The sequence below is a fragment of the Leclercia adecarboxylata genome (assembly GCF_035787115.1).
Lineage (GTDB): Bacteria > Pseudomonadota > Gammaproteobacteria > Enterobacterales > Enterobacteriaceae > Enterobacter > Enterobacter adecarboxylatus_E.
In genome coordinates this window covers 421868-446061 of sequence record NZ_JALKTL010000001.1, presented here as the reverse complement: position 1 = coordinate 446061, position 24194 = coordinate 421868, and the positions used below count along the sequence as shown (strand labels likewise).

Annotated in this window: 24 protein-coding genes and 3 pseudogenes; 19 read left to right on the top strand and 8 right to left on the bottom strand. The window is 58.5% G+C overall.

All coding sequences use genetic code 11. The features are described 5' to 3' along the window. The first annotated feature begins 22 nt into the window (after nt 1-22). The 10 genes and pseudogenes from MXM41_RS02130 (at nt 23) to pptA (ending at nt 9095) form a co-directional block, all read left to right on the top strand. Entirely contained in the window at nt 23-562 is a 540-nt protein-coding gene (locus MXM41_RS02130) for an adenylate kinase (protein ID WP_325929614.1), read from the top strand. Between the two features lie 110 nt (nt 563-672). Beyond that, nucleotides 673-1668 carry an LLM class flavin-dependent oxidoreductase gene (locus MXM41_RS02125; protein WP_325929612.1) on the top strand — a complete coding sequence of 332 codons (996 nt, stop codon included), beginning with the start codon at nt 673-675 and terminating at the stop codon, nt 1666-1668. Continuing rightward, entirely contained in the window at nt 1665-2786 is a 1122-nt protein-coding gene (locus MXM41_RS02120) for an amidohydrolase (protein WP_325929610.1), read from the top strand. Before MXM41_RS02125 ends, MXM41_RS02120 begins: the two co-directional genes overlap by 4 nt. Before the next feature lie 15 nt (nt 2787-2801). Then, a pseudogene (locus tag MXM41_RS02115) lies at nt 2802-5062 on the top strand (NtaA/DmoA family FMN-dependent monooxygenase). A gap of 9 nt (nt 5063-5071) precedes the next feature. Further along, nucleotides 5072-5581: a GNAT family N-acetyltransferase gene (locus MXM41_RS02110; protein WP_325929609.1), complete on the top strand. Its 510-nt coding sequence runs from the start codon at nt 5072-5074 to the stop codon at nt 5579-5581. A 9-nt stretch (nt 5582-5590) separates the two neighbouring features. After that, nucleotides 5591-6514: an amino acid ABC transporter permease gene (locus tag MXM41_RS02105; RefSeq protein WP_325929608.1), complete on the top strand. Its 924-nt coding sequence runs from the start codon at nt 5591-5593 to the stop codon at nt 6512-6514. After that, complete coding sequence (locus tag MXM41_RS02100) at nt 6498-7271, top strand: amino acid ABC transporter ATP-binding protein (protein ID WP_325929607.1); 774 nt, start codon at nt 6498-6500, stop codon at nt 7269-7271. Before MXM41_RS02105 ends, MXM41_RS02100 begins: the two co-directional genes overlap by 17 nt. A gap of 9 nt (nt 7272-7280) precedes the next feature. Beyond that, nucleotides 7281-8168, top strand: a complete 888-nt coding sequence (locus MXM41_RS02095; RefSeq protein ID WP_325929606.1) for a transporter substrate-binding domain-containing protein — start codon at nt 7281-7283, stop codon at nt 8166-8168. Nucleotides 8169-8211: 43 nt separating this feature from the next. Continuing rightward, nucleotides 8212-8832, top strand: a complete 621-nt coding sequence (locus MXM41_RS02090; protein ID WP_325929605.1) for a glutathione S-transferase family protein — start codon at nt 8212-8214, stop codon at nt 8830-8832. A gap of 32 nt (nt 8833-8864) precedes the next feature. Further along, nucleotides 8865-9095 (top strand): tautomerase PptA, encoded by a 231-nt coding sequence (pptA, locus tag MXM41_RS02085; protein WP_325929603.1) that lies wholly within the window; start codon nt 8865-8867, stop codon nt 9093-9095. Between the two features lie 68 nt (nt 9096-9163). On the opposite strand, the gene MXM41_RS02080 is transcribed toward pptA, so the two are convergent. Then, nucleotides 9164-10060, bottom strand: a complete 897-nt coding sequence (locus MXM41_RS02080; protein ID WP_325929602.1) for a LysR family transcriptional regulator — start codon at nt 10058-10060, stop codon at nt 9164-9166. Between the two features lie 129 nt (nt 10061-10189). Here MXM41_RS02080 and MXM41_RS02075 point away from each other — a divergent pair, with 129 nt between their 5' ends. From MXM41_RS02075 to MXM41_RS02065, 3 genes are read left to right on the top strand one after another with little or no spacing between them, the layout of a single operon-like run. Further along, complete coding sequence (locus MXM41_RS02075; RefSeq protein WP_325929601.1) at nt 10190-11497, top strand: MFS transporter; 1308 nt, start codon at nt 10190-10192, stop codon at nt 11495-11497. A gap of 13 nt (nt 11498-11510) precedes the next feature. Beyond that, on the top strand, nt 11511-12578 hold the full coding sequence (locus tag MXM41_RS02070) for a tartrate dehydrogenase (protein WP_325929600.1): 1068 nt from the start codon (nt 11511-11513) through the stop codon (nt 12576-12578). 3 nt (nt 12579-12581) lie between these two features. Beyond that, nucleotides 12582-13844, top strand: a complete 1263-nt coding sequence (locus tag MXM41_RS02065) for a glycerate kinase (RefSeq protein WP_325929599.1) — start codon at nt 12582-12584, stop codon at nt 13842-13844. A gap of 99 nt (nt 13845-13943) precedes the next feature. Here the strand turns inward: MXM41_RS02065 and arsC are convergent, their stop codons facing one another. The 3 genes from arsC to MXM41_RS02050 are packed head-to-tail and all read right to left on the bottom strand — an operon-like array spanning nt 13944 to nt 16026. Next, nucleotides 13944-14369, bottom strand: a complete 426-nt coding sequence (gene arsC / locus MXM41_RS02060) for a glutaredoxin-dependent arsenate reductase (protein ID WP_325929596.1) — start codon at nt 14367-14369, stop codon at nt 13944-13946. Between the two features lie 12 nt (nt 14370-14381). Beyond that, nucleotides 14382-15671 carry an arsenic transporter gene (locus MXM41_RS02055; RefSeq protein WP_325929595.1) on the bottom strand — a complete coding sequence of 430 codons (1290 nt, stop codon included), beginning with the start codon at nt 15669-15671 and terminating at the stop codon, nt 14382-14384. A gap of 34 nt (nt 15672-15705) precedes the next feature. Then, a complete protein-coding gene (locus MXM41_RS02050) occupies nt 15706-16026 on the bottom strand; it encodes a transcriptional regulator (protein WP_325929593.1) in 321 nt (106 codons plus the stop codon). A gap of 86 nt (nt 16027-16112) precedes the next feature. On the opposite strand from MXM41_RS02050, the gene arsH reads away from it, so the two are divergent. Next, nucleotides 16113-16811, top strand: coding sequence for an arsenical resistance protein ArsH (gene arsH / locus MXM41_RS02045; protein ID WP_325929592.1), 699 nt, complete (start codon nt 16113-16115; stop codon nt 16809-16811). A 350-nt stretch (nt 16812-17161) separates the two neighbouring features. Next, nucleotides 17162-17607 (top strand): annotated as a pseudogene (locus MXM41_RS02040) (hypothetical protein). A gap of 148 nt (nt 17608-17755) precedes the next feature. Here the strand turns inward: MXM41_RS02040 and MXM41_RS02035 are convergent. The 3 genes and pseudogenes from MXM41_RS02035 to MXM41_RS02025 all read right to left on the bottom strand — a co-directional run bounded on the left by MXM41_RS02035 (nt 17756) and on the right by MXM41_RS02025 (nt 18779). Then, a complete protein-coding gene (locus MXM41_RS02035) occupies nt 17756-17992 on the bottom strand; it encodes a hypothetical protein (RefSeq protein WP_325929591.1) in 237 nt (78 codons plus the stop codon). Beyond that, nucleotides 17992-18300 (bottom strand): tlde1 domain-containing protein, encoded by a 309-nt coding sequence (locus MXM41_RS02030; protein ID WP_325929590.1) that lies wholly within the window; start codon nt 18298-18300, stop codon nt 17992-17994. The genes MXM41_RS02035 and MXM41_RS02030 overlap by 1 nt, the downstream gene beginning before the upstream one ends. After that, a pseudogene (locus MXM41_RS02025) lies at nt 18297-18779 on the bottom strand (Hcp family type VI secretion system effector). The gene MXM41_RS02030 and the pseudogene MXM41_RS02025 overlap by 4 nt, the downstream one beginning before the upstream one ends. Nucleotides 18780-19059: 280 nt before the next feature. On the opposite strand from MXM41_RS02025, the gene fusA reads away from it, so the two are divergent. Both fusA and MXM41_RS02015 read left to right on the top strand, forming a co-directional pair. Then, nucleotides 19060-21162, top strand: coding sequence for an elongation factor G (gene fusA / locus MXM41_RS02020; RefSeq protein WP_325929589.1), 2103 nt, complete (start codon nt 19060-19062; stop codon nt 21160-21162). Nucleotides 21163-21176: 14 nt separating this feature from the next. Next, on the top strand, nt 21177-21794 hold the full coding sequence (locus MXM41_RS02015) for a hypothetical protein (RefSeq protein ID WP_325929587.1): 618 nt from the start codon (nt 21177-21179) through the stop codon (nt 21792-21794). Here the strand turns inward: MXM41_RS02015 and MXM41_RS02010 are convergent. Then, on the bottom strand, nt 21788-22363 hold the full coding sequence (locus tag MXM41_RS02010; RefSeq protein WP_325929586.1) for a flavin reductase family protein: 576 nt from the start codon (nt 22361-22363) through the stop codon (nt 21788-21790). The two genes, MXM41_RS02015 and MXM41_RS02010, sit on opposite strands and share 7 nt — an antisense overlap. A gap of 136 nt (nt 22364-22499) precedes the next feature. Between MXM41_RS02010 and MXM41_RS02005 the strand changes: the two genes are divergently transcribed. Both MXM41_RS02005 and MXM41_RS02000 read left to right on the top strand, forming a co-directional pair. Then, nucleotides 22500-23192 (top strand): ABC transporter ATP-binding protein, encoded by a 693-nt coding sequence (locus tag MXM41_RS02005; protein ID WP_325929585.1) that lies wholly within the window; start codon nt 22500-22502, stop codon nt 23190-23192. Beyond that, nucleotides 23189-24157: an ABC transporter substrate-binding protein gene (locus MXM41_RS02000; protein WP_325929583.1), complete on the top strand. Its 969-nt coding sequence runs from the start codon at nt 23189-23191 to the stop codon at nt 24155-24157. Before MXM41_RS02005 ends, MXM41_RS02000 begins: the two co-directional genes overlap by 4 nt. Nucleotides 24158-24194: the final 37 nt, after the last annotated feature.

Below are 24194 nucleotides of genomic sequence, written 5' to 3'. Positions count from 1 at the left end.
TTCCGACGCATCAGGAAATGTGATGAAAATCAATATTGTTGGCACCAGCGGTAGCGGCAAAAGCACGCTGGCCCGCAGGATCGCCGCTGAACTGGCGCTGCCCTGTATCGAAATGGATACCCTGTACTGGCTTCCCGACTGGCAGGGCACACCGGACAACCTCCTGTTCGCGAAGCTCGAGGCGGTGCTCAGCGCCACGCCCGGCTGGGTGCTGGACGGCAACTATAACCGCACCCGCCAGGTAAAATGGCGTGACGTGGATCTGGTGGTGTGGGTCGATTACGGCCTGGCCCGCACCCTGCGACAGGCGGTAACGCGGGCAGTAAAACGCGCCTGGACACAGCAGGAACTGTGGCCCGGCACCGGCAACCGGGAAAGCTTTCGCCGCTCGTTTTTCAGCCGGGAATCGATCCTGCTGTGGACGATCAAGACCTGGCGCAGCAACCGGGCGCGTTATGAAGCCGACATGCAGAATCCGGCTTTTGCCCACATCCGCTTTGTGCGCATCACCTCCCGCCAGCAGGCGAACGCCCTGATCGCCGAACTCCGTGCTTCGCACTAATCCGACGCAGTATTTCTGAAATCCGGCAAACCAAATGTAAATTAATTGTTTCTCAGCGGTGAAATCGCCCCTTAATAATGGCGACATGTTTAGTCAAACGAGATTGCAACATGTCCTGGCGAATCAGCATTCTGGATAAAAGTCCTGTCGCAGAACACGAAACGGCCGCCGATGCGCTGGCGCGCACCCTGAGCCTGGCGCAACAGGCCGAAACCCTGGGTTATCACCGCTTCTGGATTGCCGAACACCACAACACCCCGCAGCTGGCGAGCCCGTCACCCGAGCTGCTGATTGCCTGGATCCTCGGGCAAACCCGGCGCATTCGCGTCGGTTCCGGTGGGGTAATGCTGCAACACTACAGCCCGTACAAAGTGGCGGAAAACTTCAACCTGCTGGCGGCCATCGCCCCCGGGCGGGTCGATCTGGGCGTCGGCAAAGCGCCCGGTGGCCTGCCGCTCTCAACAAAGGCGTTACAGCCCGGCCTCAGCCAGCAGGAGAAGGGCGATTTCGCCGCCCAGCTCACCCAGCTGAATGGCTGGCTCAACCCAGCTTCACAACACGAGGCGGTACGTGCCACGCCCCTGCCACAGGTGCCTGCTGCCGGTTTCCTGCTTGGGGCCAGTACCCAGAGCGCGCGCCTTGCCGCCCGTCTCGACTGGGACTTTGTGTTTGCCGCCCACCTGAACGGCGACCCCGATCTGCTGCGTGAGGTCATCGGCACCTGGCGCGCCCACAGCGCGCGGGAGGTCATTGTGGCGGTACAGGCCATCGTGACGCCAACTCAGGAGCAGGCCGAGGCGCTGGCAAGCGCAGTAGAAGTGTGGGGCGTCGAGCTCGCCAACGGCCAGCGAGTGACCGTTGCCAGCGAGGAGCAGGCTTACGCCTTTGCCCGTCAGGCAGGCAGCGAACCCCTGCGCATCGCCCGTCGTGCCCAGGCGCTGCTGGCGGGCACCGCGGAGTCGGTTCTCGACCAGCTCCAGGCGCTGCATCAGCAGTGGGGAATTGATGAGTTCATCATTGATACCCCGGTCGCCGACGGCCCGTTACGGGTGCAGTCCCTGCGTCTGCTGGCCCAGGCCCGACAGCTGCGGGAGGTGGCGGTATGAGCCTGGAACAACAGCTGATCGCCTGGCGTCGCGAGCTGCACCAGAACCCGGAACTCTCCGGCGAAGAGGTGGAAACCACCGCCCGCCTGCGTCAGTGGCTGGGCGAGGCCGGGATCAGCGTCCTGCCATACGATCTGCCCACCGGCGTCGTGGCCGAAGTGGGCGGGGGCGAAAAACAGATTGCCCTGCGGGCCGACATTGACGCGCTGCCGATTGAGGAGCGCAGCGGCGTGGCATTCACCTCGCAGCGTGCCGGTGTTATGCACGCCTGCGGACATGATATCCACACCAGCGTGATCCTCGGCGCAGCCCTGCAGCTGAAAGCGCGTGAGAGCGCACTGAATGGCCGGGTGCGGATCCTGTTCCAGCCTGCGGAAGAAAACTTCGGCGGCGCCAAAAGCCTGGTGCGCGCCGGCGCCCTGAGTGATATCAGCGCTATTTTCGGCATGCACAACGAACCCGGCTTACCGGTAGGGCATTTTGCCACCCGCGGCGGCCCGTTCTACGCCAACGTCGACCGCTTTGTCTTCCGCGTGACCGGCAAAGGCGCTCATGCCGCCCGTCCGCATGAAGGTAATGACGCCATTGTGATCGCCAGCCAGCTAATAACCGCTCTGCAAAGCGTCGCCAGCCGTAACGTCAACACCCTCGACTCGGTAGTGCTGAGCGTCACGCGTATTACCGGCGGAAATACCTGGAACGTGCTGCCGGAGAGCGTCGAGCTGGAGGGTACCCTGCGCACCCATCGCACCGACGTGCAGCAGAGCGTGAAGGCCCGGGTGGCTGAAATCGCCGTCGGGTTTGCCAGCGCCTTTAACGCGCAGATCGAAATCACCTGGTATGCCGGGCCCACCGCACTGGTTAATGATGCCGCCTGGGCCGAATTTGCCACCGCGGTGGCGCGGGAGACCGGCTACGAAACGCAGCAGGCCGAGCTGCATATGGGCGGGGAGGATTTTGCCGTCTACCTGCAGCAGATCCCCGGCGCCTTTGTCAGCATCGGCAGCGCCAGCCCGTATGGTTTGCATCATCCGGCTTTTAACCCGGATGAAGCCCTGATTGCACCCGCCGCGCGCTATTTTGCCCGTCTTGCGGAAAAAGCACTGAATCAACTTTAAGGGGAGGGAGTGAATATGTCCGCAACACGACAACTGCGACTGGGCACCATTCTGCATGGTGCCTCGGGGAATATGTCGGCCTGGCGTCATCCGGCGGCACCCGCCGATGCCAGCATCAGTTTTAACTTTGTTAAAGAGACGGCTCTGAAGGCCGAAGCGGGCAAGCTCGACTTTATCTTTGTCGCCGATGGCCTGTACATCAACGAGAAGTCGATTCCGCATTTTCTCAACCGCTTTGAGCCCCTGACCGTGCTGTCGGCGCTGGCGACCGTCACCTCACGGCTGGGGCTGGTGGGGACGTTGTCCACCTCCTACAGCGAGCCGTTCACCGTGGCGCGCCAGTTTGCCAGCCTCGATCACCTGAGCAACGGCCGTGCGGGCTGGAACGTGGTCACCTCGCCGCTGGAGGGATCGGCGAAGAACTTCTCCCGGGACAAGCACCCGGAGCATGCTCTGCGTTACCGCATTGCCGATGAGTATCTCGACGTGGTGAAAGGGCTGTGGGACTCCTGGGAGGGCGACGCCTTTGTGCGCAACAAAGAGACCGGGCAGTTCTTTGACCCGCAAAAGCTGCACACTCTCGATCACCACGGGGATTTCTTTAAGGTCGCCGGGCCGCTCAATATTGGCCGCACGCCGCAGGGCAGGCCGATCGTCTTCCAGGCCGGGGCCTCGGATGATGGCAAAAAGCTGGCAGCGAAACACGCCGACGCCATCTTTACCCATCACGAAACCTATGAAGAGGCCCAGGCATTCTGGCATGACGTGAAAAGCCAGCTAAAACTGCATGGCCGCCACGCAGACGAACTGCACATCTTTCAGGGGGTGAGCGTCATCGTCGGGAAGGATGCCGATGATGCAGAGCAGCAGTACCAGACCACCGCGGCGCTGGTCTCCATCAACGACGCCCTGAACTATTTGGGCCGCTATTTTGAGCATCATGACTTCAGCCAGTATCCGCTGGATGAGGCCTTCCCGGACATCGGCGATCTCGGTAAAAACAGCTTCCGCAGCACCACCGATGAGATCAAGCGCAACGCCCGGGAGCGCAACTTAACCCTGCGTCAGGTAGCGCTGGAAGCCGCCTCGCCGCGCCCGCGTTTTTCCGGCACTGCAAAGCAGGTGGCGGACGGTTTACAGCAGTGGTTTGAAGGTTATGCGGCGGATGGCTTCATCATCCAGGGCGGCACGCCGGACACCTTCCCGCGTTTTGTTGACCAGGTGGTGCCGCTGTTGCAGGCGCGCGGCCTGTTTCGCACCGAGTACCCCGGCACCACCCTGCGTGACAGCCTGGGATTAGCGCAGCCCGTCAATCAGTTCACACAACAATAAGAGAACCTGCCATGAAAAAATCATCGCTTATTCTGGCGCTCGCGCTGGCTTTTACCCCTGCCGTCTGGGCAGAGAATGTCAATATTAACGGCACCGGAGTGAGCCTCGAGGCCAACAAAACGCCGATCAACACCGCGAAAAACCCGGAAGCGATTGCCCAACTGCCCGCCAGCTTTAAGCCGGTGGTGCCGGGGAAATTCACCGTGGCGATTGCCGGACTCAGCCAGCCGCCGCTGACGGTGTTTGCCGATGACAACAAAACGCTGATTGGCAGCGAGGCCGATATCGCCCGTCTGGTGGCCGACAGCCTCGGGCTGGAGCTGAACGTGGTGCCCACCTCCTGGGAAGACTGGCCCCTGGGGGTCGCCTCCGGGAAATACGACGCGGCGATCAGCAATATCACCGTCACCAAAGCGCGTAAAGAGAAGTTCGATTTCGCCACCTACCGGAAAGATTCTCTGGGCTTTTACGTGAAATCCACCAGCCCAGTCAAGAAACTTGAGAAGGCGGAAGACATCGCCGGGCTGCGTATTATCGTGGGCTCTGGCACCAACCAGGAGGCGATCCTGCTGGCGTGGGATGCCGAAAACCAGCAGAAAGGGCTGAAGCCCTTCACCCCGATCTACACCAAAGACGATGCCGCCCAGACCCTGGCGCTGCAGTCCGGTCGTGCGGACGCTTACTTTGGCCCGAACGTGATTGGCGCATGGAAAGCGGCTCTGAACGGCAAAACCAAACTGGTGGGCAGCGTGGACGGCGGCTGGCCGAAAGCGGCCCATATCGCCGTGACCCTGAAAAAAGGCAGCGGCCTGGCGGAGCCGGTGCAGACCGCCCTCAACGGAGCGATCAACAACGGCGACTACGACAAAGTGCTGAACCGCTGGGGTGAAGGCGTGGAGCGCATCCCGCGTTCAGAAATTAACCCGGCTGGCCTCGGCGACTAAGGAGCCCCTATGAGCGACCTGTTTCGTGACGTTTCGCCGGAGGACGCCGACCTGCAGCCGATTATCAACGGGCTGTTCGCAGAGTACGCGGCGCGCTACGGCGACTACTTCTCTAAAGATGCCGAGGTGGAACTGACCGAGTGGTATCTGGCGCCCCAGGGGCTGTTTATTGTGCTGGAGCGCGACGGAAAAATTATCGCCACCGGGGCGTATAAACCCTTTGATGCGCAGACCGCCGAGATCAAACGTATCTGGACCGACAAATCCCTGCGCCAGCAGGGGCTTGCCGCCCGGGTAGTGCAGGAGCTGGAGCGCCGGGCGTGGCTTGCCGGTTACAGCCAGATCTATCTCACCACCGGCTTTCGCCAGCCGGAAGCGGTACGGCTCTACCAAAGCCAGGGCTACACGGCGCAGTTCGATCTTAACCGCGACCCGGAAGAGTACAGCCAGCCGCCGTTTGACGGGCGGCTGCGCTTCACCAAAACGCTGCTACGCGAAGCGTTCAGTAAATCGGCATGAGGAACGACGATGAACAACGTTGAAACCATCAAAGTGGTCCCGGCGCGCTACCCGCTGCGCACCGCTGGCGCCGTTGTCGCGCTGTTTGTGCTGGCGGTTGTCATTCAGTCAGTGGCCTTTAACCCGCGCTGGGAATGGGGCGTGTTTGCCCGCTGGTTCTTCGACCCGGTGATCCTTGAAGGGGTGGGGCAGACGCTGCTGCTGACGCTGATTGGCACCGTGCTTAGCGTGGTCATTGGCGGGATGCTGGCGCTGGCGCGCCTCTCATCCTCGTGGCTGTTGAGTAGCCTCGCATGGGGCTACATCTGGCTGTTCCGCTCCCTGCCGCTGATTGTGGTGCTGATTATTCTCTACAACTTCTCCTATCTGTACGACACGCTGTCGCTCGGCGTGCCCTTCACCGGCATCACCTGGGGCAGCTTTGAGACCATCAACGTGCTGGGGCAATTCTCCACTGCGGTGGTCGGGCTGACGCTGGTGCAGAGCGCCTACACCGCGGAAATCATTCGCGGCGGCTTCTTAGGGGTCGATCACGGCCAGTATGAAGCGGCCGCCGCACTGGGGTTACCGGCCTCGCGCCGCACCCTGCGTATTATTTTGCCCCAGGCGCTGCGCACCATTTTGCCTTCCGGGTTCAACGAGATCATCAGCCTCGCCAAAGGCACTGCGATGGTGTACGTCCTGGCCATGCCGGAGCTGTTCTACACCATTCAGATGATCTACAACCGCACCCAGGAGGTGATCCCGCTCCTGATGGTTGGTGCCGTCTGGTATCTGGCGATCACCACCGTGCTGTCTGCTATTCAGCATCTGGTTGAGCGTGGACTTGCCCGCAGCGAACGCCGCTCGGCGGTGAATACCTCCCGTGCCGCCCGCAGCCGTTCCGTAACCACTCAAACCACACAGGAGCCCGTCCATGCCAGCCTCTCCTGAAGGGCATATTTCCATTACCGGCGTCAGCAAGTTCTTTGGCCGCCACAAGGCGCTGGATAACGTCTCGCTGGAGATCCCGCCGGGCTCGGTGACGGTGATCCTCGGGCCTTCCGGTTCGGGTAAATCGACGCTGCTGCGCACCATTAACCATCTTGAGCGGGTCGATGAGGGCTTTATCCAGATTGACGGCGACTACATCGGCTATCGCCGGGAGGGCGACAAACTGTACGAGCTGAAGGAGAAGGCGATCCTCAGACAGCGCATCAACGTTGGCTACGTGTTCCAGAACTTCAACCTGTTCCCGCACCTGACGGTGCTGGAGAACCTGATCGAAGCGCCCATCGCCCACAAACAGCTGAGCCGTAAAGAAGCCGTCGAGCGGGCTTACGATCTGCTGGAGGTGGTGGGGCTGCGCGATAAAGCCGATGCCTGGTCGCGCCACCTTTCCGGCGGGCAGCAGCAGCGTATCGCCATCGCCCGCGCGCTGGCGCTGCGCCCCCGGGTGATGCTGTTTGATGAGCCGACCTCGGCGCTGGATCCCGAGCTGGTGGGCGAGGTGCTGGACGTCATCAAAAAGCTGGCCCGCTCCGGCACTACCCTGGTGGTAGTGACCCACGAGATTGGCTTCGCCCGTGAAGTGGCAGATCAGGTGGTGTTTATGGTTGACGGCAAAATCGTGGAGCAGGGCAGCAGCGACGAGGTGCTGAACCGTCCGTCCCACGCCCGAACGCGGCAGTTCCTGTCCCGAGTGCTGTAAGGAGAAAAGATGAAAAAAGGATTACTGACGTTGCTCCTGGTGGCCTCTGCAAGCCACGCAGAGATAGATTTAAAGGCCAACGAGCAGCCGCTGCCGGTGACGGTGGACAAGCAGGCGGTGGCGAAGATCCCAGCTCACTATAAATTTGTCGAGCCGGGCACCTTAACCGTCGCCATATCGGCCCTTAACTCGCCGCCGCTGGCGCTGCTGGCCAGCGATAACCGCACCCGCATCGGCAGCGACCCGGATATCGCCCGGCTGCTGGCGGGCAGCCTCGGCCTGAAGCTGAAGCTGGTGCCGACGGCGTGGGAGGACTGGCCGCTGGGCATCACCTCCGGGCGCTACGACGTGGCGCTGGTCAACATTGCGGTGACCGAACAGCGTAAACAGAAGTTTGATTTCGCCACCTATCGCGTCGATAACCTGGCCTTTTCGGTGAAATCCACCAGCGAGGTGCAGTCAATTAAAAGCGCCGCCGATCTGTCAGGTAAAAAAGTGATTGTCGGCTCCGGAACTAACCAGGAGCGCATTCTGCTGGGCTGGAACGAGGAGAACAAAAACGCCGGGCGCGAGCCCGCGCTGCCGGTCTACCTGACCGACGACGCCTCTGGCAATCTTTACATCCAGTCCGGGCGGGCGGATGTGTTTTTCGGCCCGCAGTCGGTCTCGGCCTATAAAGCGGCGCTGACCGGTAAAACCCGGGTGGTGGGCCTGGGGCCGAAAAAGGCGTATGTGGCGACCACCACCAAAAAGGGCAACGAGCTGGTGTTTGCCTTACAGGCCGCGCTCGACGGCGCTATCCAGCGCGGAGAGTACCAGAAGGTGCTGGCGCGCTGGGGCGAGGAGGGCGAAGCGGTAGCACAATCGGAGGTCAATCCGCCGGGGATCACTTACTGAGGCTGCTCTACACTTAGGGTTTTGACCCGGAAGTGGAGCGATTATGATTAAAGTGTATGGCGTACCGGGCTGGGGTTCAGCCATCAGTGAGGTGATGCTGACCCTCGCCGACATTCCTTATCAGTTTATCGACGTTGACGGGTTCGATAAGCCGGGCGCTACGCGTGAGCTGCTCGAAAAACTCAACCCGTTGTGCCAGGTGCCAACCCTTGAACTGGAAAATGGCGAAATCATGACGGAAACGGCGGCGATCGCGCTGATGATCCTCGACCGCTGCCCGGATCTTGCGCCCCCGGTGGGACGCGCGGAGCGCCAGCAGTTTCAGCGCCTGCTAATCTGGCTGGTCGCCAACGTCTATCCCACCTTTACTTACGCCGACTACCCGGAGCGCTGGGCACCGGACGCCCCGGAGCAGCTGCAACAGAACTGCCGGGAGTACCGCAAATCGCTCTACCTGTGGCTGGACAATCACCTGAAGGCCACACCATATGCCTTTGGCGAGCAAATAACGCTGGTGGACTGCTATCTGTGCGTGATGCGCACCTGGGGACCAGGACCGGACTGGTTTGCCGCCAATACCCCGAAGATCACGGCGATTGCCGATAGCCTGTGCACGCTCCCGAAACTGCACAAGGTGCTAAAAGACAACGCTATTCTCTGCTAGTCTGGAACATTCATTCAAAAGGAGCCCTGCATATGCCGCACGTAGACATCAAATGTTTTCCCCGCGATCTGAACGACGAACAAAAAACCGCTCTGGCGGCGGATATCGCCGAGGTGATTACCCGTCATCTCAACAGTAAAGATCGCTCCATCTCCGTGGCGCTGAACGAGGTCGCAGAAGCCGACTGGAAAGCGCAGGTCTGGGATACGGAGATTGGCCCGAAGCTGGACGAGCTGATTAAGAAGCCGGGTTATTCGATGTAAACCGTTTGTCCGGCCTACAGGTTCTGAACTCGTGCAGGCCGGGCAAGACGTAGCCGCCAACCATAGACTCACCCATACAGCTCCGGATGCGCCTCCAGCATCGCCAGCATACTATCCCGAATCTCATCCTGTGCTCCCGCCATCCACACCGCCTCCAGGGGCATTCCCATCTGGTCGGCGCCGTTCAGCTTCACAAACTTCACCCCCGGCATCAGAAAACGGCTGCTCCAGGCGGGCACAATCGCCAGGCCAATTCCCGCCGCCACAAGATTAATAATGGTCTGCTTTTCGTCCGCCATTTGTGACACTGTCACCTCAATCCCGGCATGATGAAACAGATTCATGGTCAGATCGTGACTGTGCGGGCGGGAACGCCGCTCCGGCAGGATCATCGGCATCCCCTCCAGCTCAACGATATCTACCGCCTCGCGCCCGGCAAAAGGGTGGCTGGCAGGCAGAGCCAGAATGCCCGGTTCATTGCATAAAAACGCCCGGCCAAACTGGGCGTCGAGCTGCGCGGGCGGGCGGATAAAGACCAGATCCAGCCTGCCGCTTTTCAGCTTCGGCAGCAGATGCACGGTCTTATCTTCAAACAGCTGGATCTCGACCTCAGGGTGGTGCTGGCGGAACAGATGCAGTAATCCAGGCAGTAAACCGATGGCTGCGCTGTCGATAGTGCCGACGCGTAAAAGCGGCTGTGAGCGACGCGGATTTTGACGAAATTGCAACATAATCGCATCGGCGTGAGCGAGCAGTTTCCGCGCCTCTTCCCGCAGCAACACGCCGTTCTCCGTCAGCGCCACCCGGCGGGTCGAGCGGGTGAACAGGCGTGTGCCAAGTGCCTCTTCCAAAAGACGAATATTTCTTCCCAGCGCGGAGGGCAGCATGTCCAGCCGCTGTGCCGCCTGGCCGAAATGCAGGGTCTCTGCCACTGCCAGGAAACAGCGTAAGTGTTGTAGTTCCATTCTGGCTCGCTCTCGATTATTGCATTTTTTTGTATAAACCGATGCGCATGATCATGCAAGAAATATCAGCATACTCATCAGAGCAGCCCGACTGCGTACCCTACAAAATAATTATGAGGAACACCTCACATGACCTGCACAATCGAACAACGGGTAATGCGCAAAATCACCTTGCGCATCGTACCCTTCATCATGCTGTTGTACTTCATCGCCTTCCTTGACCGCGTGAACATCGGTTTCGCGGCGCTCACCATGAATGCCGATCTCGGTTTCTCCCCGGCAGTATTCGGCTTTGGCGCCGGCATCTTCTTCCTCGGCTACTTCCTGTTTGAAGTGCCCTCCAACCTGATTCTGCATAAGGTCGGGGCGCGCATCTGGATTGCCCGGGTGATGATCACCTGGGGCCTGGTCTCCGGCGCCATGGCTTTTGTTCAGGGCACCACCAGCTTCTACACCCTGCGGTTTCTGCTCGGCGTGGCGGAGGCCGGCTTCTTTCCGGGGATCATTCTCTACTTAAGCTACTGGTTCCCGGCGCAAAAGCGCGCCCAGGTGACCGCTATCTTTATGGCGGCGGCGCCTATCTCTACCGCGCTCGGCTCGCCGATCTCCGCGGCGCTGCTGGAGATGCACGGCATGATGGGCTTTGCCGGCTGGCAGTGGATGTTTGTGCTCGAAGCGGTACCGGCGGTGATCCTCGGCGTGGTGGTGCTGTTCTGGCTCACCGATCGTCCGGAAAAGGCGAAATGGCTCAGCGAAGAGGAGCGCGGCTGGCTGATTAGCACCCTGCAACGCGAACAGGCGGCGAAACAGGCCACGGCGCAGCACAGCGTCTGGAAAGGGCTGCTGGATAAACGCGTCCTCGCGCTTTCTCTGGTCTATTTTGGCACCTCCGCCGGGCTCTATACCCTGGGCATCTGGTCGCCGCAGATCATCAAAACCCTGGGCGTCTCCTCCATGACCGTCGGCCTGCTGAATGCCATTCCGGCCGTGATTGCGGTAGCGGCCATGGTGCTCTGGGCACGGCATTCCGACAGAACCGGCGAGCGCTCATGGCACGTGATCGGCGCCTGCGTGCTGGCGGCGGGCGGGCTGTTTATGGCGGGTAACGCGGCAAGCATCGTCGGCGTGATCCTCGCCCTGACCATCGTCAACTGCGGTATCAGCGCCTCCAAACCGCCGCTGTGGAGCATGCCAACCCTGTTCCTTTCCGGTTCGGCCGCTGCCGCCGGTATCGCCACCATCAACTCCATCGGCAACCTCGGCGGCTTTGTCGGCCCCTTCATGATTGGCCTGATCAAGCAGCACACCGGCAGTTACACCTGGGGCCTGTGGTTTGTCGCCGGGTTATTGATCCTCTCCTCGCTTGTTGTGCTGTGGCTGTCGGCATCGGGCCGCAAAACCCAGACCAGCGAACCCTTAGTTCAGTCAAAACATTAAAAAGGAAACTCAGATGAAAGATTACGCGATTGCAGCCATCCCCGCAGACGGTATCGGCCCGGAAGTGATCACCGCAGGCGTTGAGGTCTTACACGCGCTGGCGCAGCGTCAGGGAGATATGCGTTTCTCGGTACACACCTTCGAGTGGGGGTCTGATTATTACAAAACCCACGGCGTGATGATGCCGGAGGACGGGCTGGAGCAGTTAAAAACCTTTGACGCCATCTACTTTGGTGCGGTGGGCGCGCCGGACGTGCCGGACCACATCACCCTGTGGGGGCTGCGCCTGCCGATCTGCCAGGGCTTCGATCAGTATGCCAACGTGCGTCCCACTAAAATCCTGCCGGGCATTCAGTCCCCGCTGCGCAAGGCGATTCCCGGCACCCTCGACTGGGTGATTGTGCGGGAGAACTCGGAAGGGGAATACTCCGGTCATGGCGGTCGCGCGCACCGCGGTCTGCCGGAAGAGGTGGGCACAGAGGTGGCGATTTTCACCCGTACCGGGGTAACGCGCATTATGCGCTACGCCTTCCGCCTGGCGCAGACTCGTCCACGCAAGCTGTTAACCGTCGTCACCAAATCCAACGCCCAGCGCCACGGGATGGTGATGTGGGATGAAATTGCCGCCGAGGTCGCCCGCGAATTCCCGGACGTCACCTGGGACAAAATGCTGGTGGACGCCATGACCGTGCGCATGACCCTGCACCCGGAGTCGCTGGATACCATAGTGGCGACCAACCTGCACGCCGATATCCTCTCCGATCTGGCGGGGGCGCTGGCGGGCAGCCTGGGCGTGGCGCCAACCGCCAATATCGACCCTGAGCGTCGCTTCCCGTCGATGTTTGAGCCGATCCACGGCTCGGCATTTGATATCACCGGCAAGGGCATTGCCAACCCGGTCGCCAGCTTCTGGACCGCAGCGCAGATGCTGGAACATCTGGGGGAAGGAGACGCCGCCGCCCGTCTGATGGCTGCCGTGGAACAGGTCTGCGCCGAAGGGATCATGACCCCTGACGTGGGCGGCACAGCCAACACCCGCGAGGTCACCCAGGCGGTGATCCGTGCCATCGCAGAAGGCTGACCTATGGCACAACATGACGACAGCGCCCTGCGAGGGGCGCTAACTGAGATCTTCATGGCGGCGGTGAAAAGCGCCGATCCCCACCAGGCGCTGATTAACGCCCTGCCGGAAAAACCGCGCGGGCGCTGCATTGTGGTCGGCGCGGGGAAAGCCAGCGCCGCCATGGCCGCCGCGCTGGAGGCGGCCTGGCCAGATGTCGATCTGCAGGGCGTGGTGGTCACCCGCTACGGCCACGCAGTCCCGACGCAAAAAATCCGCATCGTCGAGGCGGCGCACCCGGTCTCGGATGCGATGAGCGAAGTGGCCTCAATGCTGATGATGGAGCAGGTGAAGCATCTTACCGCCGACGACTGCGTGATTGCGCTTATTTCTGGTGGCGGCTCGTCTCTGCTGGCGCTGCCGCGTAAGGGGATTACCCTGGCCGACAAGCAGGCGGTGAACAAAGCGCTGTTAAAGAGCGGGGCGACCATCAACGAGATGAACACCGTTCGCAAGCAGCTCTCGGACATCAAAGGGGGACGCCTGGCGCTGGCGGCGCTACCTGCCCGGGTGATTACGCTGATCATCAGCGATGTGCCTGGCGACGATCCCCAGAGCATCGCCTCGGGCCCGACGGTGGCGGACAGCTCTACGGCGGAAGAGGCGCGGGAGATCATCGCCCGCTATCGCCTGGATCTGCCGGAACAGGTGATGCGGGTGCTACAAACTCCGCGCGCGCCGGTGACGACAGCGGAGATTGACGAGGATATCCGCCTGATTGCCACCCCCTCCGGCGCGCTGGCCGCCGCCGCTGCCGTGGCGCAGCGGATGGGATACACACCGCTGATTCTTGGCGATGCGCTGGAGGGGGAAAGCGCCCAACTGGGCATTATGATGGCCGGGATCGCCAAATCGGTGAAGCAGCACGGCCTGCCGGTGAAAGGCCCGGCGGTGCTGCTGAGCGGCGGAGAAACCACGGTCACCATTGGGAGCGCAGGCGCCGGGCGCGGCGGGCGAAACACCGAGTTTCTGCTGGCGCTGGCCTGTGCGCTAAAGGGTGAGAAGGGAATTTACGCCATCGCCGGCGACAGCGACGGGATCGACGGCACCGAGGATGCAGCAGGGGCGATTGTTACCCCGGATACATTGTCACGCACCCGGCTTGATGCCAGATCGCTGCTGCGCGGGCACGACAGCTACAGCTATTTTGCCGCGTTGGGGGATCTGATCGTGACCGGCCCGACGTTAACCAACGTGAATGATATTCGGGTGGTGGTGGTCAGGTGAGGGGGTATCGCCGGGCGGCAGCTTCGCTTTGCCCGGCCTGCAACTGCACCGACCCTGTAGGCCGGGTAAGCGTTAGCGCCACCCGGCGTTTTTTCAGCCTCAGACCAGTTGTTTCCCGGTAGCATCCACGACTTTTTCACCGTCCTCTTTTGTGAACTCGCCTTGTTGCGGATCGGGAAGAATTTCCAGCACCATCTCAGAAGGACGACACAGCCGGGTGCCCAGCGGGGTCACAACGATAGGGCGGTTAATCAGGATCGGATATTGCAGCATAAATTCAATCAGCTGGTCATCAGTGAACAGCTCATCGGCCAAACCAAGTTGCTCGTAAGGCTCAACATTTTTACGCAACAAGTCCCGCACGGCGATCCCCATGTCGGTAATGAGTTTCACCAGCTCATCCCGTGATGGTGGGGTCTCAAGATAATAAATAATGGTCGGTTCGTTGCCGCTATTGCGGATCATCTCCAGCGTGTTACGTGACGTACCGCAGGCAGGGTTGTGATAGATTGTAATATTGCTCATGTCAGGATCTCATTACAAAGTGTCGGAGAGCCGCAACGCCAGCGCGGCCAGAGTGATAAACAGCACAGGCAGGGTCATGATGATGCCGGTGCGTAAGTAATATCCCCAGGTGATGATCATATTCTTCTGAGAAAGGACATGCAGCCACAGCAGCGTCGCCAGGCTGCCAATGGGGGTGATTTTAGGGCCTAAATCACAACCGATGACGTTGGCAAAAATCATCGCCTCCTTGATAACCCCGGAAACCGTACTCCCGTCAATCGATAATGCGCCAATCAGCACCGTCGGCATGTTATTCATTACCGATGAGAGAAATGCCGTCAGGAAGCCAGTACCCAGGGTTGCCACCCACAAGCCTTGCTGTGCCAGCATATTCAGCACGCCAGAAAGATAATTTGTCAGCCCGGCATTACGCAGGCCAAATACCACCAGATACATCCCCAACGAGAAAATGACGATCTGCCACGGCGCACCGCGCAATACTTTTCCGGTATTGATGGCATGGCCTCTTTTCGCCACGGCAAACAGGATAACCGCGCCTACGGCGGCGATGGCACTGACGGGGAGCCCCAGCGGCTCAAGGACAAAGAAACCGGCAAGAAGAAACAACAGCACAATCCAGCCTGCCTGGAATGTCGCCGGATCTTTAATCGCGGTAACCGGATTTTTCAACAGCGAAACGTCATAGGTTGCCGGGATATCGTTACGGAAGAAGAGGTGCAGCATCACTAGCGTGGCGGCAATGGCCACTAAATCTACCGGGATCATTACCGACGCATAGTCCGTAAAGCTCAGCCCGAAGTAGTCAGCAGAGACGATATTCACGAGGTTAGAAACGATAAGCGGCAGGCTGGCAGTGTCGGCGATAAAGCCCGCCGCCATCACAAAGGCCAGCGTCGTCCCCTGACTGAACCCCAGGGCGAGCAGCATGGCAATTACTATTGGTGTGAGGATCAGCGCCGCACCGTCGTTAGCAAACAACGCCGCGACCACTGCGCCAAGCAACACAATCCAGGTGAACAGCAGGCGACCGCGCCCGTTACCCCAGCGTGAAACATGCAGCGCTGCCCATTCAAAGAAACCGGACTCATCGAGCAGCAGGCTGATGATGATCACCGCGATAAAGGTTGCCGTCGCGTTCCATACGATATTCCAGACTACCGGGATATCGTCGACATGAATAACGCCTAACGCCAGAGCCAGCAGCGCGCCAATGCTCGCGCTCCAGCCAATGCCAAGTCCTCCAGGTTGCCAGATAACCAGTATCAGCGTCAGTAAAAAGATTGTCCCTGCCAGTAACATTCCCGACTCCATTATATTTGTTTAAGTATATATATTAGCAGGGTGAGCAACCTGATTGTGCCAGCCATCCGCGCACATCGTCCCGCAGGCAGTGCCAGGAAGTGGTGATTGTCTCCGCTGCCCATGCGGGCATATGCGGCGACAGACGATAGTGGATCCACTTACCCTCCCGGCGATCGAGAACCAGCTCTGCTTCGCGTAATATCGCCATATGTCGGGATATTTTTGGCTGCGATTCCGCAGTTGCCCCGCAGATATCACACACGCATAACTCCCCGGATTCCCTGAGAAGCATGACGATCGCCAGTCGGGTTTCATCCGACAGTATTTTGAAAAGCTGAACAGGCTGTAGCATTTCCCACTCCGATACGCTTAGAATATACATATGTTAAATCATATATATTAAGTTTGAAATCATCTGTTCTCTCTGAAGGAGAAAAAATGGAAGAGTTTCCCGCCCTGAACATTGACTGCTTTGATCACCGGATCGCTGAACGTCTGGATCTCCATGAAGCGCCACGCATTCTGATCCTGTACGGCTCGGTAAGAGAGCGGTCCTACAGCCGCTTTGCCGCTGAGGAGGCAGGTCGTCTGCTGACTGCGATGGGTGCTGAGGTGAAAATGTTTAACCCCTCCGGATTGCCCCTCCCGGATGATGCCCCGGAAATGCACCCTAAAGTTGTCGAGCTACGCGGGCTGGTAAGATGGTGCAATGGCATGGTCTGGAGCTCCCCGGAGCGGCATGGCGCGATGAGCGCGATCATGAAAGCGCAGATTGACTGGATCCCCTTAAGCGAAGGTGCGGTTCGCCCATCCCAGGGTAAAACCCTGGCCGTTATGCAGGTCTGCGGAGGGTCTCAGTCTTTCAACGCCGTAAACCAGATGCGCATTCTGGGCCGATGGATGCGAATGTTCACCATTCCGAATCAGTCTTCGGTGGCAAAAGCCTGGCAGGAATTTGACGAGAACGGGCGTATGAAACCCTCCTCTTGGTACGATCGCATTGTCGATGTCGCCGAGGAGCTGTTCAAGATTACGCTGCTCCTGAAAGGGCATACCGGCTATCTTGCTGATCGCTATAGCGAACGTAAAGAGAGTCACCAGGCGCTGTCCGAACGTGTCAATCAGGCCAAAATTTGACATCAGACATAACCGCAGGCCGGGTAAGGCGCAGCCGCCACCCGGCGTTTTTTCAACGACTTGCGAGGCTGCTTCCGGGAATGCCTCTTGCCGTCTCGACTGTATCGCAGTATCTTCTTGTCGCGCCTGCAAAATCAGGCGTTGGGATTAGCCTCCTGCAACCTTAGTGACGGCGCAAAGCTTCATTTGCGCCGTGCGACCTGCTACACCTCAATGGTGGGCTGGACGGGGGCGCTGCAAAGCGCGCCGGTGTCACTAAGGCCGGTAAGGCTAACTCCGTTCAGTTCACCACCAGCGAGATTAGCCTTTCCTGTGGTGATGTAAATTAATCACTTAGTGAGGTTGCTAATATGGCTACGACCCTAACCCCAATTCACGCATTAATTACCAGACCCTTCAACCATCTTACCGATTCATCGAGCTTGCAGATAACTGCGAACGTTACGTTGAAGCAATGGTAGAAGCCGACGATCCCCGAGATAAACTGGCTCTGTGCGGACGGCTGTCTACCAGCCTCTCGCTGCTGATACCGACGCTTAACGAGCCCATTCCGCCGGAAATGGTTGATGTGTTGACCACTGATACGCTGCCCACTCACCTCCCGGTGTTCGAGCCAGAAACCGATACTCTGTGCCGGTACTGCCAGGAACTCACTCAACTAACAATGAGTGGCATGCTGACAAGCGAGCAGCAGCGCGTTATTGAAGATTTGCTGCTTGAACTGGTGAGTTATTTTAGTGACAGGGTGAAAGCTCCGCGCTGGCTGAGGACAGAGCAGGGCGATGTATTACTTTGAAGACAAAAAATTTACTTATTAATGCTTAGAGTATCTGGCATGAAAATGAATATCTGAATTTAATTCGGTCAACGTTTTTATCGAAGAGTTATTAGATTGTGATATTCGCAAAACACCCTTATAGTTAATATCTATAAGGGTGTTGGTTTTATCTCTTTTTCAATGATGCACTTATATAAACAATGATGGCTACGATGAGTAATGATGCAATGCAGAGGGAAAGAAAATAATATTTATCCCATGTATCACCAGGGATGACATCTGTAAACATTCTCACCAAACTATAGGCTTTCATTTCTGGTATCAGTAAAAATAAGGCCGCTAACACCAGGGTGTATAGCAGCGCTTCCCCAATCCATAATAACACGTAATGCATTGGCTTCATTAATACACCTGTATAGTACCGAAAGCAGTTAATGAGGATGTTACTTGTATGGTTGGCGTTTTAAGCAACGCATCACGTAACAGCATAAAATCTGATAGACGCGGCAAGGTAATACAACCTTCACTGACACCTTTATAACCTGTAGGGTGTAAACGAAAGTGTCCTCTTTCTACATGCCCAATGAATGTAATATCATCCGCATTGTTGCGTGATGTGCCTGTACCAGAATAAGCAGGGAAAAAACCTATTCCGGGGCAGCTCAGGTTACTTAATTGATTGCCATTTAGGTGAAATGTGCATTGGATCATCGTTCATTCCAGCTATCCGAGAAAATGACATTCCCATCACAATTTTTCCATGTGATTTTCTCATATCGTAAGGAGACCGCTTCCAGATGATTATGCTTTTAAGTTGCTGGATTTTTACAATCGTGCATCATGGGGAAAATTGAAATAACCTTAACGTTCTCAAGTAACATATTGAAGTATTCTTCTTCTTTCCCTCAGTAGTTAATTTTATATCATTTTATTTCTACGCTTTTAAGTGTTTGCCCCTTTGCAACAGCTTTGTAGATATATGGGCTTGAAGAATCAAATTCTTTCTGAAATGTTAATGGCGCATGTAAGCGCGTTCCGGTGATTTTACCCGTACAATTATTAGTCGGTAAGTGTAATCCATGACTAAAACCCAGCACCTCAATGCTTCCTTCACGATCGTTAACATCAACCGATCCTTTAATATCAGCGCCATCATCGTCTTTCATCCATAAGTAAGCTGGAATTGCCATTTGTGTAATCCTTTAATTAGTTGATACACGCAAAGGCCTACATACATTAAGGTTAATTTGCAAAAACATTGATCCCTAAAATAAATAAGGTTTTTTTATTCGTTTAAACAACGTTGATTCATGCGGGCTAGCCTGCATCGAACTCCTGGCGTTGAAATGTTCACAGTACAATCACCGCAGAATCACCCGTCCCCCTGTTCACAGGGCACTACACTGATCTACAGACCCTCACGCGCTAATCCGGCGCGTGCTTTTCATGTCCATTAAAGAAGGATGCATCATGATCCGGCCCATTCCTCTCGAACGTTATCGCAACATCGGTATCTCGGCGCATATTGATGCCGGTAAAACCACCACCACCGAGCGCATCCTGTTCTATACCGGAGTGAGCCATAAGATGGGGGAGGTCCATGATGGCGCGGCGATCACCGACTGGATGGCGCAGGAGCAGGAGCGGGGCATTACCATCACCTCGGCGGCGGTGAGCTGTTTCTGGTCCGGTATGGATCGCGAGTTTGAGCCGCACCGCATCAATATTATCGACACCCCCGGCCACGTCGATTTCACCATTGAAGTGGAGCGCTCCATGCGGGTGCTGGACGGCGCGGTAATGGTCTACGACTCTGTGGGGGGCGTGCAGCCGCAGTCGGAAACCGTCTGGCGTCAGGCCAACAAATACCGGGTACCGCGCATTGCCTTCGTCAATAAAATGGACCGCCCGGGAGCCGATTTCTTCCACGTGGTGCAGATGATGATCGACCGGCTGAAAGCCCACCCGGTGCCGATTGTGATCCCTGTTGGCGCCGAAGATCACTTCACCGGGGTGGTTGATCTTATTCATATGCGGGCAATTGTCTGGGATGACGCCACTCAGGGGATGACCTTCAGCTATGCCCCGGTACCGGAGGCGTTACTGGCTACGGCACGCACCTGGCGGGAAAAAATGGTCTCTGCGGCGGCGGAAGCCAGCGACGAGTTAATGGATAAGTACCTCGAAACCAGCGACCTTGAAGAAGCGGAGATCGTTCGCGGCCTGCGCCAGCGCACGGTTGCCGGGGAGATCCAGCCGATGCTGTGCGGCAGCGCCTTTAAAAACAAAGGCGTACAGCGAATGCTCGATGCGGTTATCGAGCTGATGCCGTCCCCCCTCGACGTACCCGCCATCGACGGTGTGGATGAAAAAGGAGAGCACGCCGAGCGCCACCCCAACGACGACGAACCCTTCTCGGCGCTGGCGTTTAAGCTGATGTCCGACCCCTACGTCGGCCAGCTGACCTTCATCCGCGTCTACTCCGGGGTGCTGAAGAAAGGCGATGCTGTGTTTAACCCGGTGAAAGGCAAGAAGGAGCGCATCGGGCGCATCGTACTGATGCACGCCAACGACCGTCACGACGTGGAAGAGCTGCGCACCGGGGATATCGCCGCCTGTGTGGGGCTGAAAGATGTCACCACCGGCGACACCCTGACCGACCCCAATGCGGTGATTACCCTTGAGCGGATGGAGTTCCCGGACCCGGTGATCTCGCTCTCCATTGAGCCAAAAACCAAGGCCGACCAGGAGAAAATGGGCATTGCCCTGCATCGTCTGGCGGCGGAAGATCCCTCTTTCCACCTGCATACCGACGAAGAGTCCGGGCAGACCATTATCTCCGGGATGGGGGAGCTGCACCTGGAGATCATCGTTGACCGCATGAAGCGCGAGTTCGGCGTGGAAGCCAACATTGGCCGTCCGCAGGTGACCTACCGGGAGACCATCCGTAAAGCGGTAAGCGACATCGAAGGCAAATTTGTCCGCCAGTCCGGGGGGAAAGGGCAGTACGGCCACGTGGTGCTGAGTCTCGAACCGCAGGAGCCGGGCAGCGGTTTTGCGTTTGTGGATGCCACCAAAGGCGGCGTGGTGCCGCGGGAGTACATTCCGTCGGTGGAGAAGGGGCTGCGCGAGGCGATGAACAGCGGCGTGCTGGCAGGTTATCCGGTAGTGGATATCAAAGCCACCCTGACCTTTGGCTCCTACCACGACGTCGACTCCTCGGAGATGGCGTTTCGCATGGCGGCGATCTTTGGCTTTAAGGACGCGGCGCGCAAGGCCGACCCGGTGATCCTGGAGCCGATGATGCACGTAGAGGTAGAAACCCCGGAAGAGTACGCCGGCAACATTATGGGCGATCTCTCGTCCCGCCGCGGGCTGGTGCAGGGGATGGAGGAGCAGTTCGGCAGCCAGATTATCCGCGCCGACGTGCCGCTGGCGGAGATGTTCGGTTATGCCACCACGCTGCGATCAATGTCGCAGGGGCGGGCGACCTACAGCATGGAGTTTCACCACTACGCCGAAGCGCCGCGCATTGTGGCCGATGAGATCATCGCCGGACGTGCGAAAAAATAGAGACCAGGCGAACCATGACGCGCCTGCATCTCGTTCTCGCCGTATTACTCGCACCCCTGTTATTGCTGGGGTGCGTGGTGATGTCCGGCACCAGCAAAACCGACTTTGCCGCCACTAAACAGGCGGACATGGTTTTTATCGGCCTGCCAGCACCGCTGAACTGGTTTGTGGCCGGCATGCAGGGCACCACTTTTCCGGTCTCTAGCCAACTGTCGCTCACCGCCGCGCACGTTGCGGTGCCGCTGCTTAAGCCAGTCAAAGCCCAGCACCCTGTCTGCGATGTGGCGGTGATTGCCGATAATAATCTCGGCAAGATAGTGCATCAGCTGGCTTACGCCCGGGCCGGACGCAACGTCACCCTGTTCGGCTACAGCGCTATCAACAGCCTGCCCAAATCCAGCCGGGGCAGGATCGACGGCTTTGTTAAGCGCAACGGCTGCTACTACGGGGTGATCACCGGGGCGGGGGCGGTCTCCGGTATGTCCGGCGGGCCGGTAATCGACAGCCTGACCGGAGAGACGGTAGGGATCATCACCAACGTCATTCCCGGCGAAGGGGCAGTGGTGTTTATCGCGGTGCAGGATTTTACCAATCTGCTGGACCGGATGCGGATCCCCTATAAACCTTACTGACCCGGGGCTTTAACCTGCCGTCCGCTGGTAACAAAGGTCCCCGCGCCGAGGTGGTGCAGGGTGTTGCGTTTATCGTCGTCAAATTGCCAGCGTCCGGCCACGAACGCCCGTTCATCCGCTGCGGCAGAGACCACTTCGCCGAACAGGGTGTCATACTTTTCCGCCGCTGAGGTGGCGGGCAGCAGACGGCACTCCATCCACGCCAGGCACTTCTCTTCGATCACCGGCAGGCCCAGCACCGGGCCATTGATGACCGGAATGCCGTAGCAGTTGAATTTGTCTTCATCCCGCCCGCTGACGCTACCCACTGCCCAGGTCCAGTTGGTCGCCGCCACGCCGGGAATGACGATCCCGAACATGCCGCTGCGCTCAATCAGCTCCCGCGACCAGGCGCTTTTATCTACCACAATGGCGATGCGCGGCGGATCGAACTCCACCGGCATCGACCAGGCGGCGGCCATCACGTTGCGCCGGTCAAGGGTGTCGTCGCGGCTGGTGATCAGGATGGTCGGGCCGTGATTCAACAGGCGGCTGGCGTGCATTAACTCAACGGGGCGGAAGGGGCTCATAGATTTTCCTCGCAGGACAGGTGCAGGCATTAAACGCCTGAAAGCCATCAGAAATCAATACGCAACATTTGCGTCATTTATTCGTCACACAAGCTGCCTACAGTGGCGGACATTAAATCCCAAAGAGGATAACAAAATGCTCACTTCCATATCGCTTAAAGGCGTGTCGTACGCTTTTGGCGCGAATACCGTATTGAATCAAATCGATCTGCATATCGAGCCGGGTAGCGTGGTTGCGCTGCTGGGGCCATCGGGATGCGGCAAAAGCACCCTGTTGCGTCTGCTGGCGGGGTTAACCCAGCCCGCACAGGGGGAGATCCATTTTGGCGATCGCCTGGTGGCGAAAAGCGGATGGGCCTTGCCACCGGAAACCCGGGACATCGGCATGGTGTTTCAGGATTACGCCCTCTGGCCCCACATGACCGTGGCGCAGAATGTGATGTTCCCGCTGAAAATGCGCAACGTTCCGCGTCAGGAACGCGACAGCCGCGTGGGGCAAGCGCTGGCGCGCGTCGGCTTAAGCGATTTTGCCGATCGCAAACCGGCCGGGCTCTCCGGCGGGCAGCAACAGCGCGTGGCGCTGGCGCGGGCAATTGTCGCTGAGCCCCGGGTGCTGCTGTTTGACGAGCCGCTCTCCAACCTCGACAGCGAGCTGCGAGGCACCTTGTGTCATGAGATGGCCACGCTGCTGCGCCAGCTCGGCACCACCGCCGTCTATGTCACCCACGACCGCCGGGAAGCTGAAATTCTGGCCGATCGCATTGTGCATTTGTCTGCTGGCAGCGTCGCTGCCGATCGTTTGATTACAACCTCAGGGGAGTTCGCATGAAAGCTGCAATGTCCGTTAAAAAAGGAGTGCTGTTAGCCATGGCGTTATCGTCCGTTATGATGTCCAGCGCCCACGCGCTGACCGTCTACACCGCGGGGCCGGGGTCGCTCGCCAAAAACCTGGCCAGCGGATTTGAAAAGAAAACCGGCGTGAAGGTGGATATCTTCCAGGCCACCACCGGCAAAGTGATGGCCCGCCTCGAGGCGGAGCAGGCCAACCCGCAGGCCGATATCCTGATCTCGGCGTCATGGGATACCGCAGAAGATCTGCACAACCGTGGCTGGCTGTTGCCGTACCAGAGCGCGAACGCGGCTAACGTGCCTGCGGACCTGAAATCAGACGATTTTGTCGCCCAGGGCGTCTCGGCGCTGGGCATCGTCTGGAACACCAAAAGCGGCACCCCGGAACCCAAAGAGTGGCGCGATCTGACCACCGACGCCTTTAAGGATAAAGTCACCACCCCGGACCCGGCGCTGTCGGGCGCCTCGCTGGATCTGCTGATCGGGCTGCAAAACGGCATGGGCGACAACGCATGGAGCCTGTTTGATGCGCTGAAAAAGAACGGCATGGTGGTGAGCGGCCCGAATGCGCAGGCGGTTACGCCGGTCATGCAGGGAGCCAAAGCGGCGGTGTTTGGCGCGGTAGACTATGTCTCCTACGGCAATATCAGCCAGGGTGAGTCCCTGAAGGTGATCTTCCCGGCGAGCGGCACGGTCATTGCTCCACGTCCGATGATGATCCTTAAATCCACCCGGCACGCCGACGATGCTAAAGCTTTTGTGGATTACGTTCTGTCGCCAGAAGGCCAGGCGATGGTGGCCGATGCCTGGCTGATGCCTGCCCGCGACGATGTGCAGGCGAAACGTCCGCTGCTTAACGACCTGAAAATCCTGCCAACCAAAAGCGACGGAAGCAGCGAGCGCAGCGACATCCTCAAGCGTTTCAACGCGCTCTACACCCTATAATCATCTGACGGGGGCAACCCCGTCTTCAGGACTGCTT

Bases quoted from the DNA above. Each gene is read 5' to 3' on its own strand.
- MXM41_RS02130 (WP_325929614.1), top strand. From the start codon at position 23: ATGAAAATCAATATTGTTGGCACCAGCGGTAGCGGCAAAAGCACGCTG.
- MXM41_RS02125 (WP_325929612.1), top strand. From the start codon at position 673: ATGTCCTGGCGAATCAGCATTCTGGATAAAAGTCCTGTCGCAGAACAC.
- MXM41_RS02120 (WP_325929610.1), top strand. From the start codon at position 1,665: ATGAGCCTGGAACAACAGCTGATCGCCTGGCGTCGCGAGCTGCACCAG.
- MXM41_RS02110 (WP_325929609.1), top strand. From the start codon at position 5,072: ATGAGCGACCTGTTTCGTGACGTTTCGCCGGAGGACGCCGACCTGCAG.
- MXM41_RS02105 (WP_325929608.1), top strand. From the start codon at position 5,591: ATGAACAACGTTGAAACCATCAAAGTGGTCCCGGCGCGCTACCCGCTG.
- MXM41_RS02100 (WP_325929607.1), top strand. From the start codon at position 6,498: ATGCCAGCCTCTCCTGAAGGGCATATTTCCATTACCGGCGTCAGCAAG.
- MXM41_RS02095 (WP_325929606.1), top strand. From the start codon at position 7,281: ATGAAAAAAGGATTACTGACGTTGCTCCTGGTGGCCTCTGCAAGCCAC.
- MXM41_RS02090 (WP_325929605.1), top strand. From the start codon at position 8,212: ATGATTAAAGTGTATGGCGTACCGGGCTGGGGTTCAGCCATCAGTGAG.
- pptA (WP_325929603.1), top strand. From the start codon at position 8,865: ATGCCGCACGTAGACATCAAATGTTTTCCCCGCGATCTGAACGACGAA.
- MXM41_RS02080 (WP_325929602.1), bottom strand. From the start codon at position 10,060: ATGGAACTACAACACTTACGCTGTTTCCTGGCAGTGGCAGAGACCCTG.
- MXM41_RS02075 (WP_325929601.1), top strand. From the start codon at position 10,190: ATGACCTGCACAATCGAACAACGGGTAATGCGCAAAATCACCTTGCGC.
- MXM41_RS02070 (WP_325929600.1), top strand. From the start codon at position 11,511: ATGAAAGATTACGCGATTGCAGCCATCCCCGCAGACGGTATCGGCCCG.
- MXM41_RS02065 (WP_325929599.1), top strand. From the start codon at position 12,582: ATGGCACAACATGACGACAGCGCCCTGCGAGGGGCGCTAACTGAGATC.
- arsC (WP_325929596.1), bottom strand. From the start codon at position 14,369: ATGAGCAATATTACAATCTATCACAACCCTGCCTGCGGTACGTCACGT.
- MXM41_RS02055 (WP_325929595.1), bottom strand. From the start codon at position 15,671: ATGTTACTGGCAGGGACAATCTTTTTACTGACGCTGATACTGGTTATC.
- MXM41_RS02050 (WP_325929593.1), bottom strand. From the start codon at position 16,026: ATGCTACAGCCTGTTCAGCTTTTCAAAATACTGTCGGATGAAACCCGA.
- arsH (WP_325929592.1), top strand. From the start codon at position 16,113: ATGGAAGAGTTTCCCGCCCTGAACATTGACTGCTTTGATCACCGGATC.
- MXM41_RS02035 (WP_325929591.1), bottom strand. From the start codon at position 17,992: ATGAAGCCAATGCATTACGTGTTATTATGGATTGGGGAAGCGCTGCTA.
- MXM41_RS02030 (WP_325929590.1), bottom strand. From the start codon at position 18,300: ATGATCCAATGCACATTTCACCTAAATGGCAATCAATTAAGTAACCTG.
- fusA (WP_325929589.1), top strand. From the start codon at position 19,060: ATGATCCGGCCCATTCCTCTCGAACGTTATCGCAACATCGGTATCTCG.
- MXM41_RS02015 (WP_325929587.1), top strand. From the start codon at position 21,177: ATGACGCGCCTGCATCTCGTTCTCGCCGTATTACTCGCACCCCTGTTA.
- MXM41_RS02010 (WP_325929586.1), bottom strand. From the start codon at position 22,363: ATGAGCCCCTTCCGCCCCGTTGAGTTAATGCACGCCAGCCGCCTGTTG.
- MXM41_RS02005 (WP_325929585.1), top strand. From the start codon at position 22,500: ATGCTCACTTCCATATCGCTTAAAGGCGTGTCGTACGCTTTTGGCGCG.
- MXM41_RS02000 (WP_325929583.1), top strand. From the start codon at position 23,189: ATGAAAGCTGCAATGTCCGTTAAAAAAGGAGTGCTGTTAGCCATGGCG.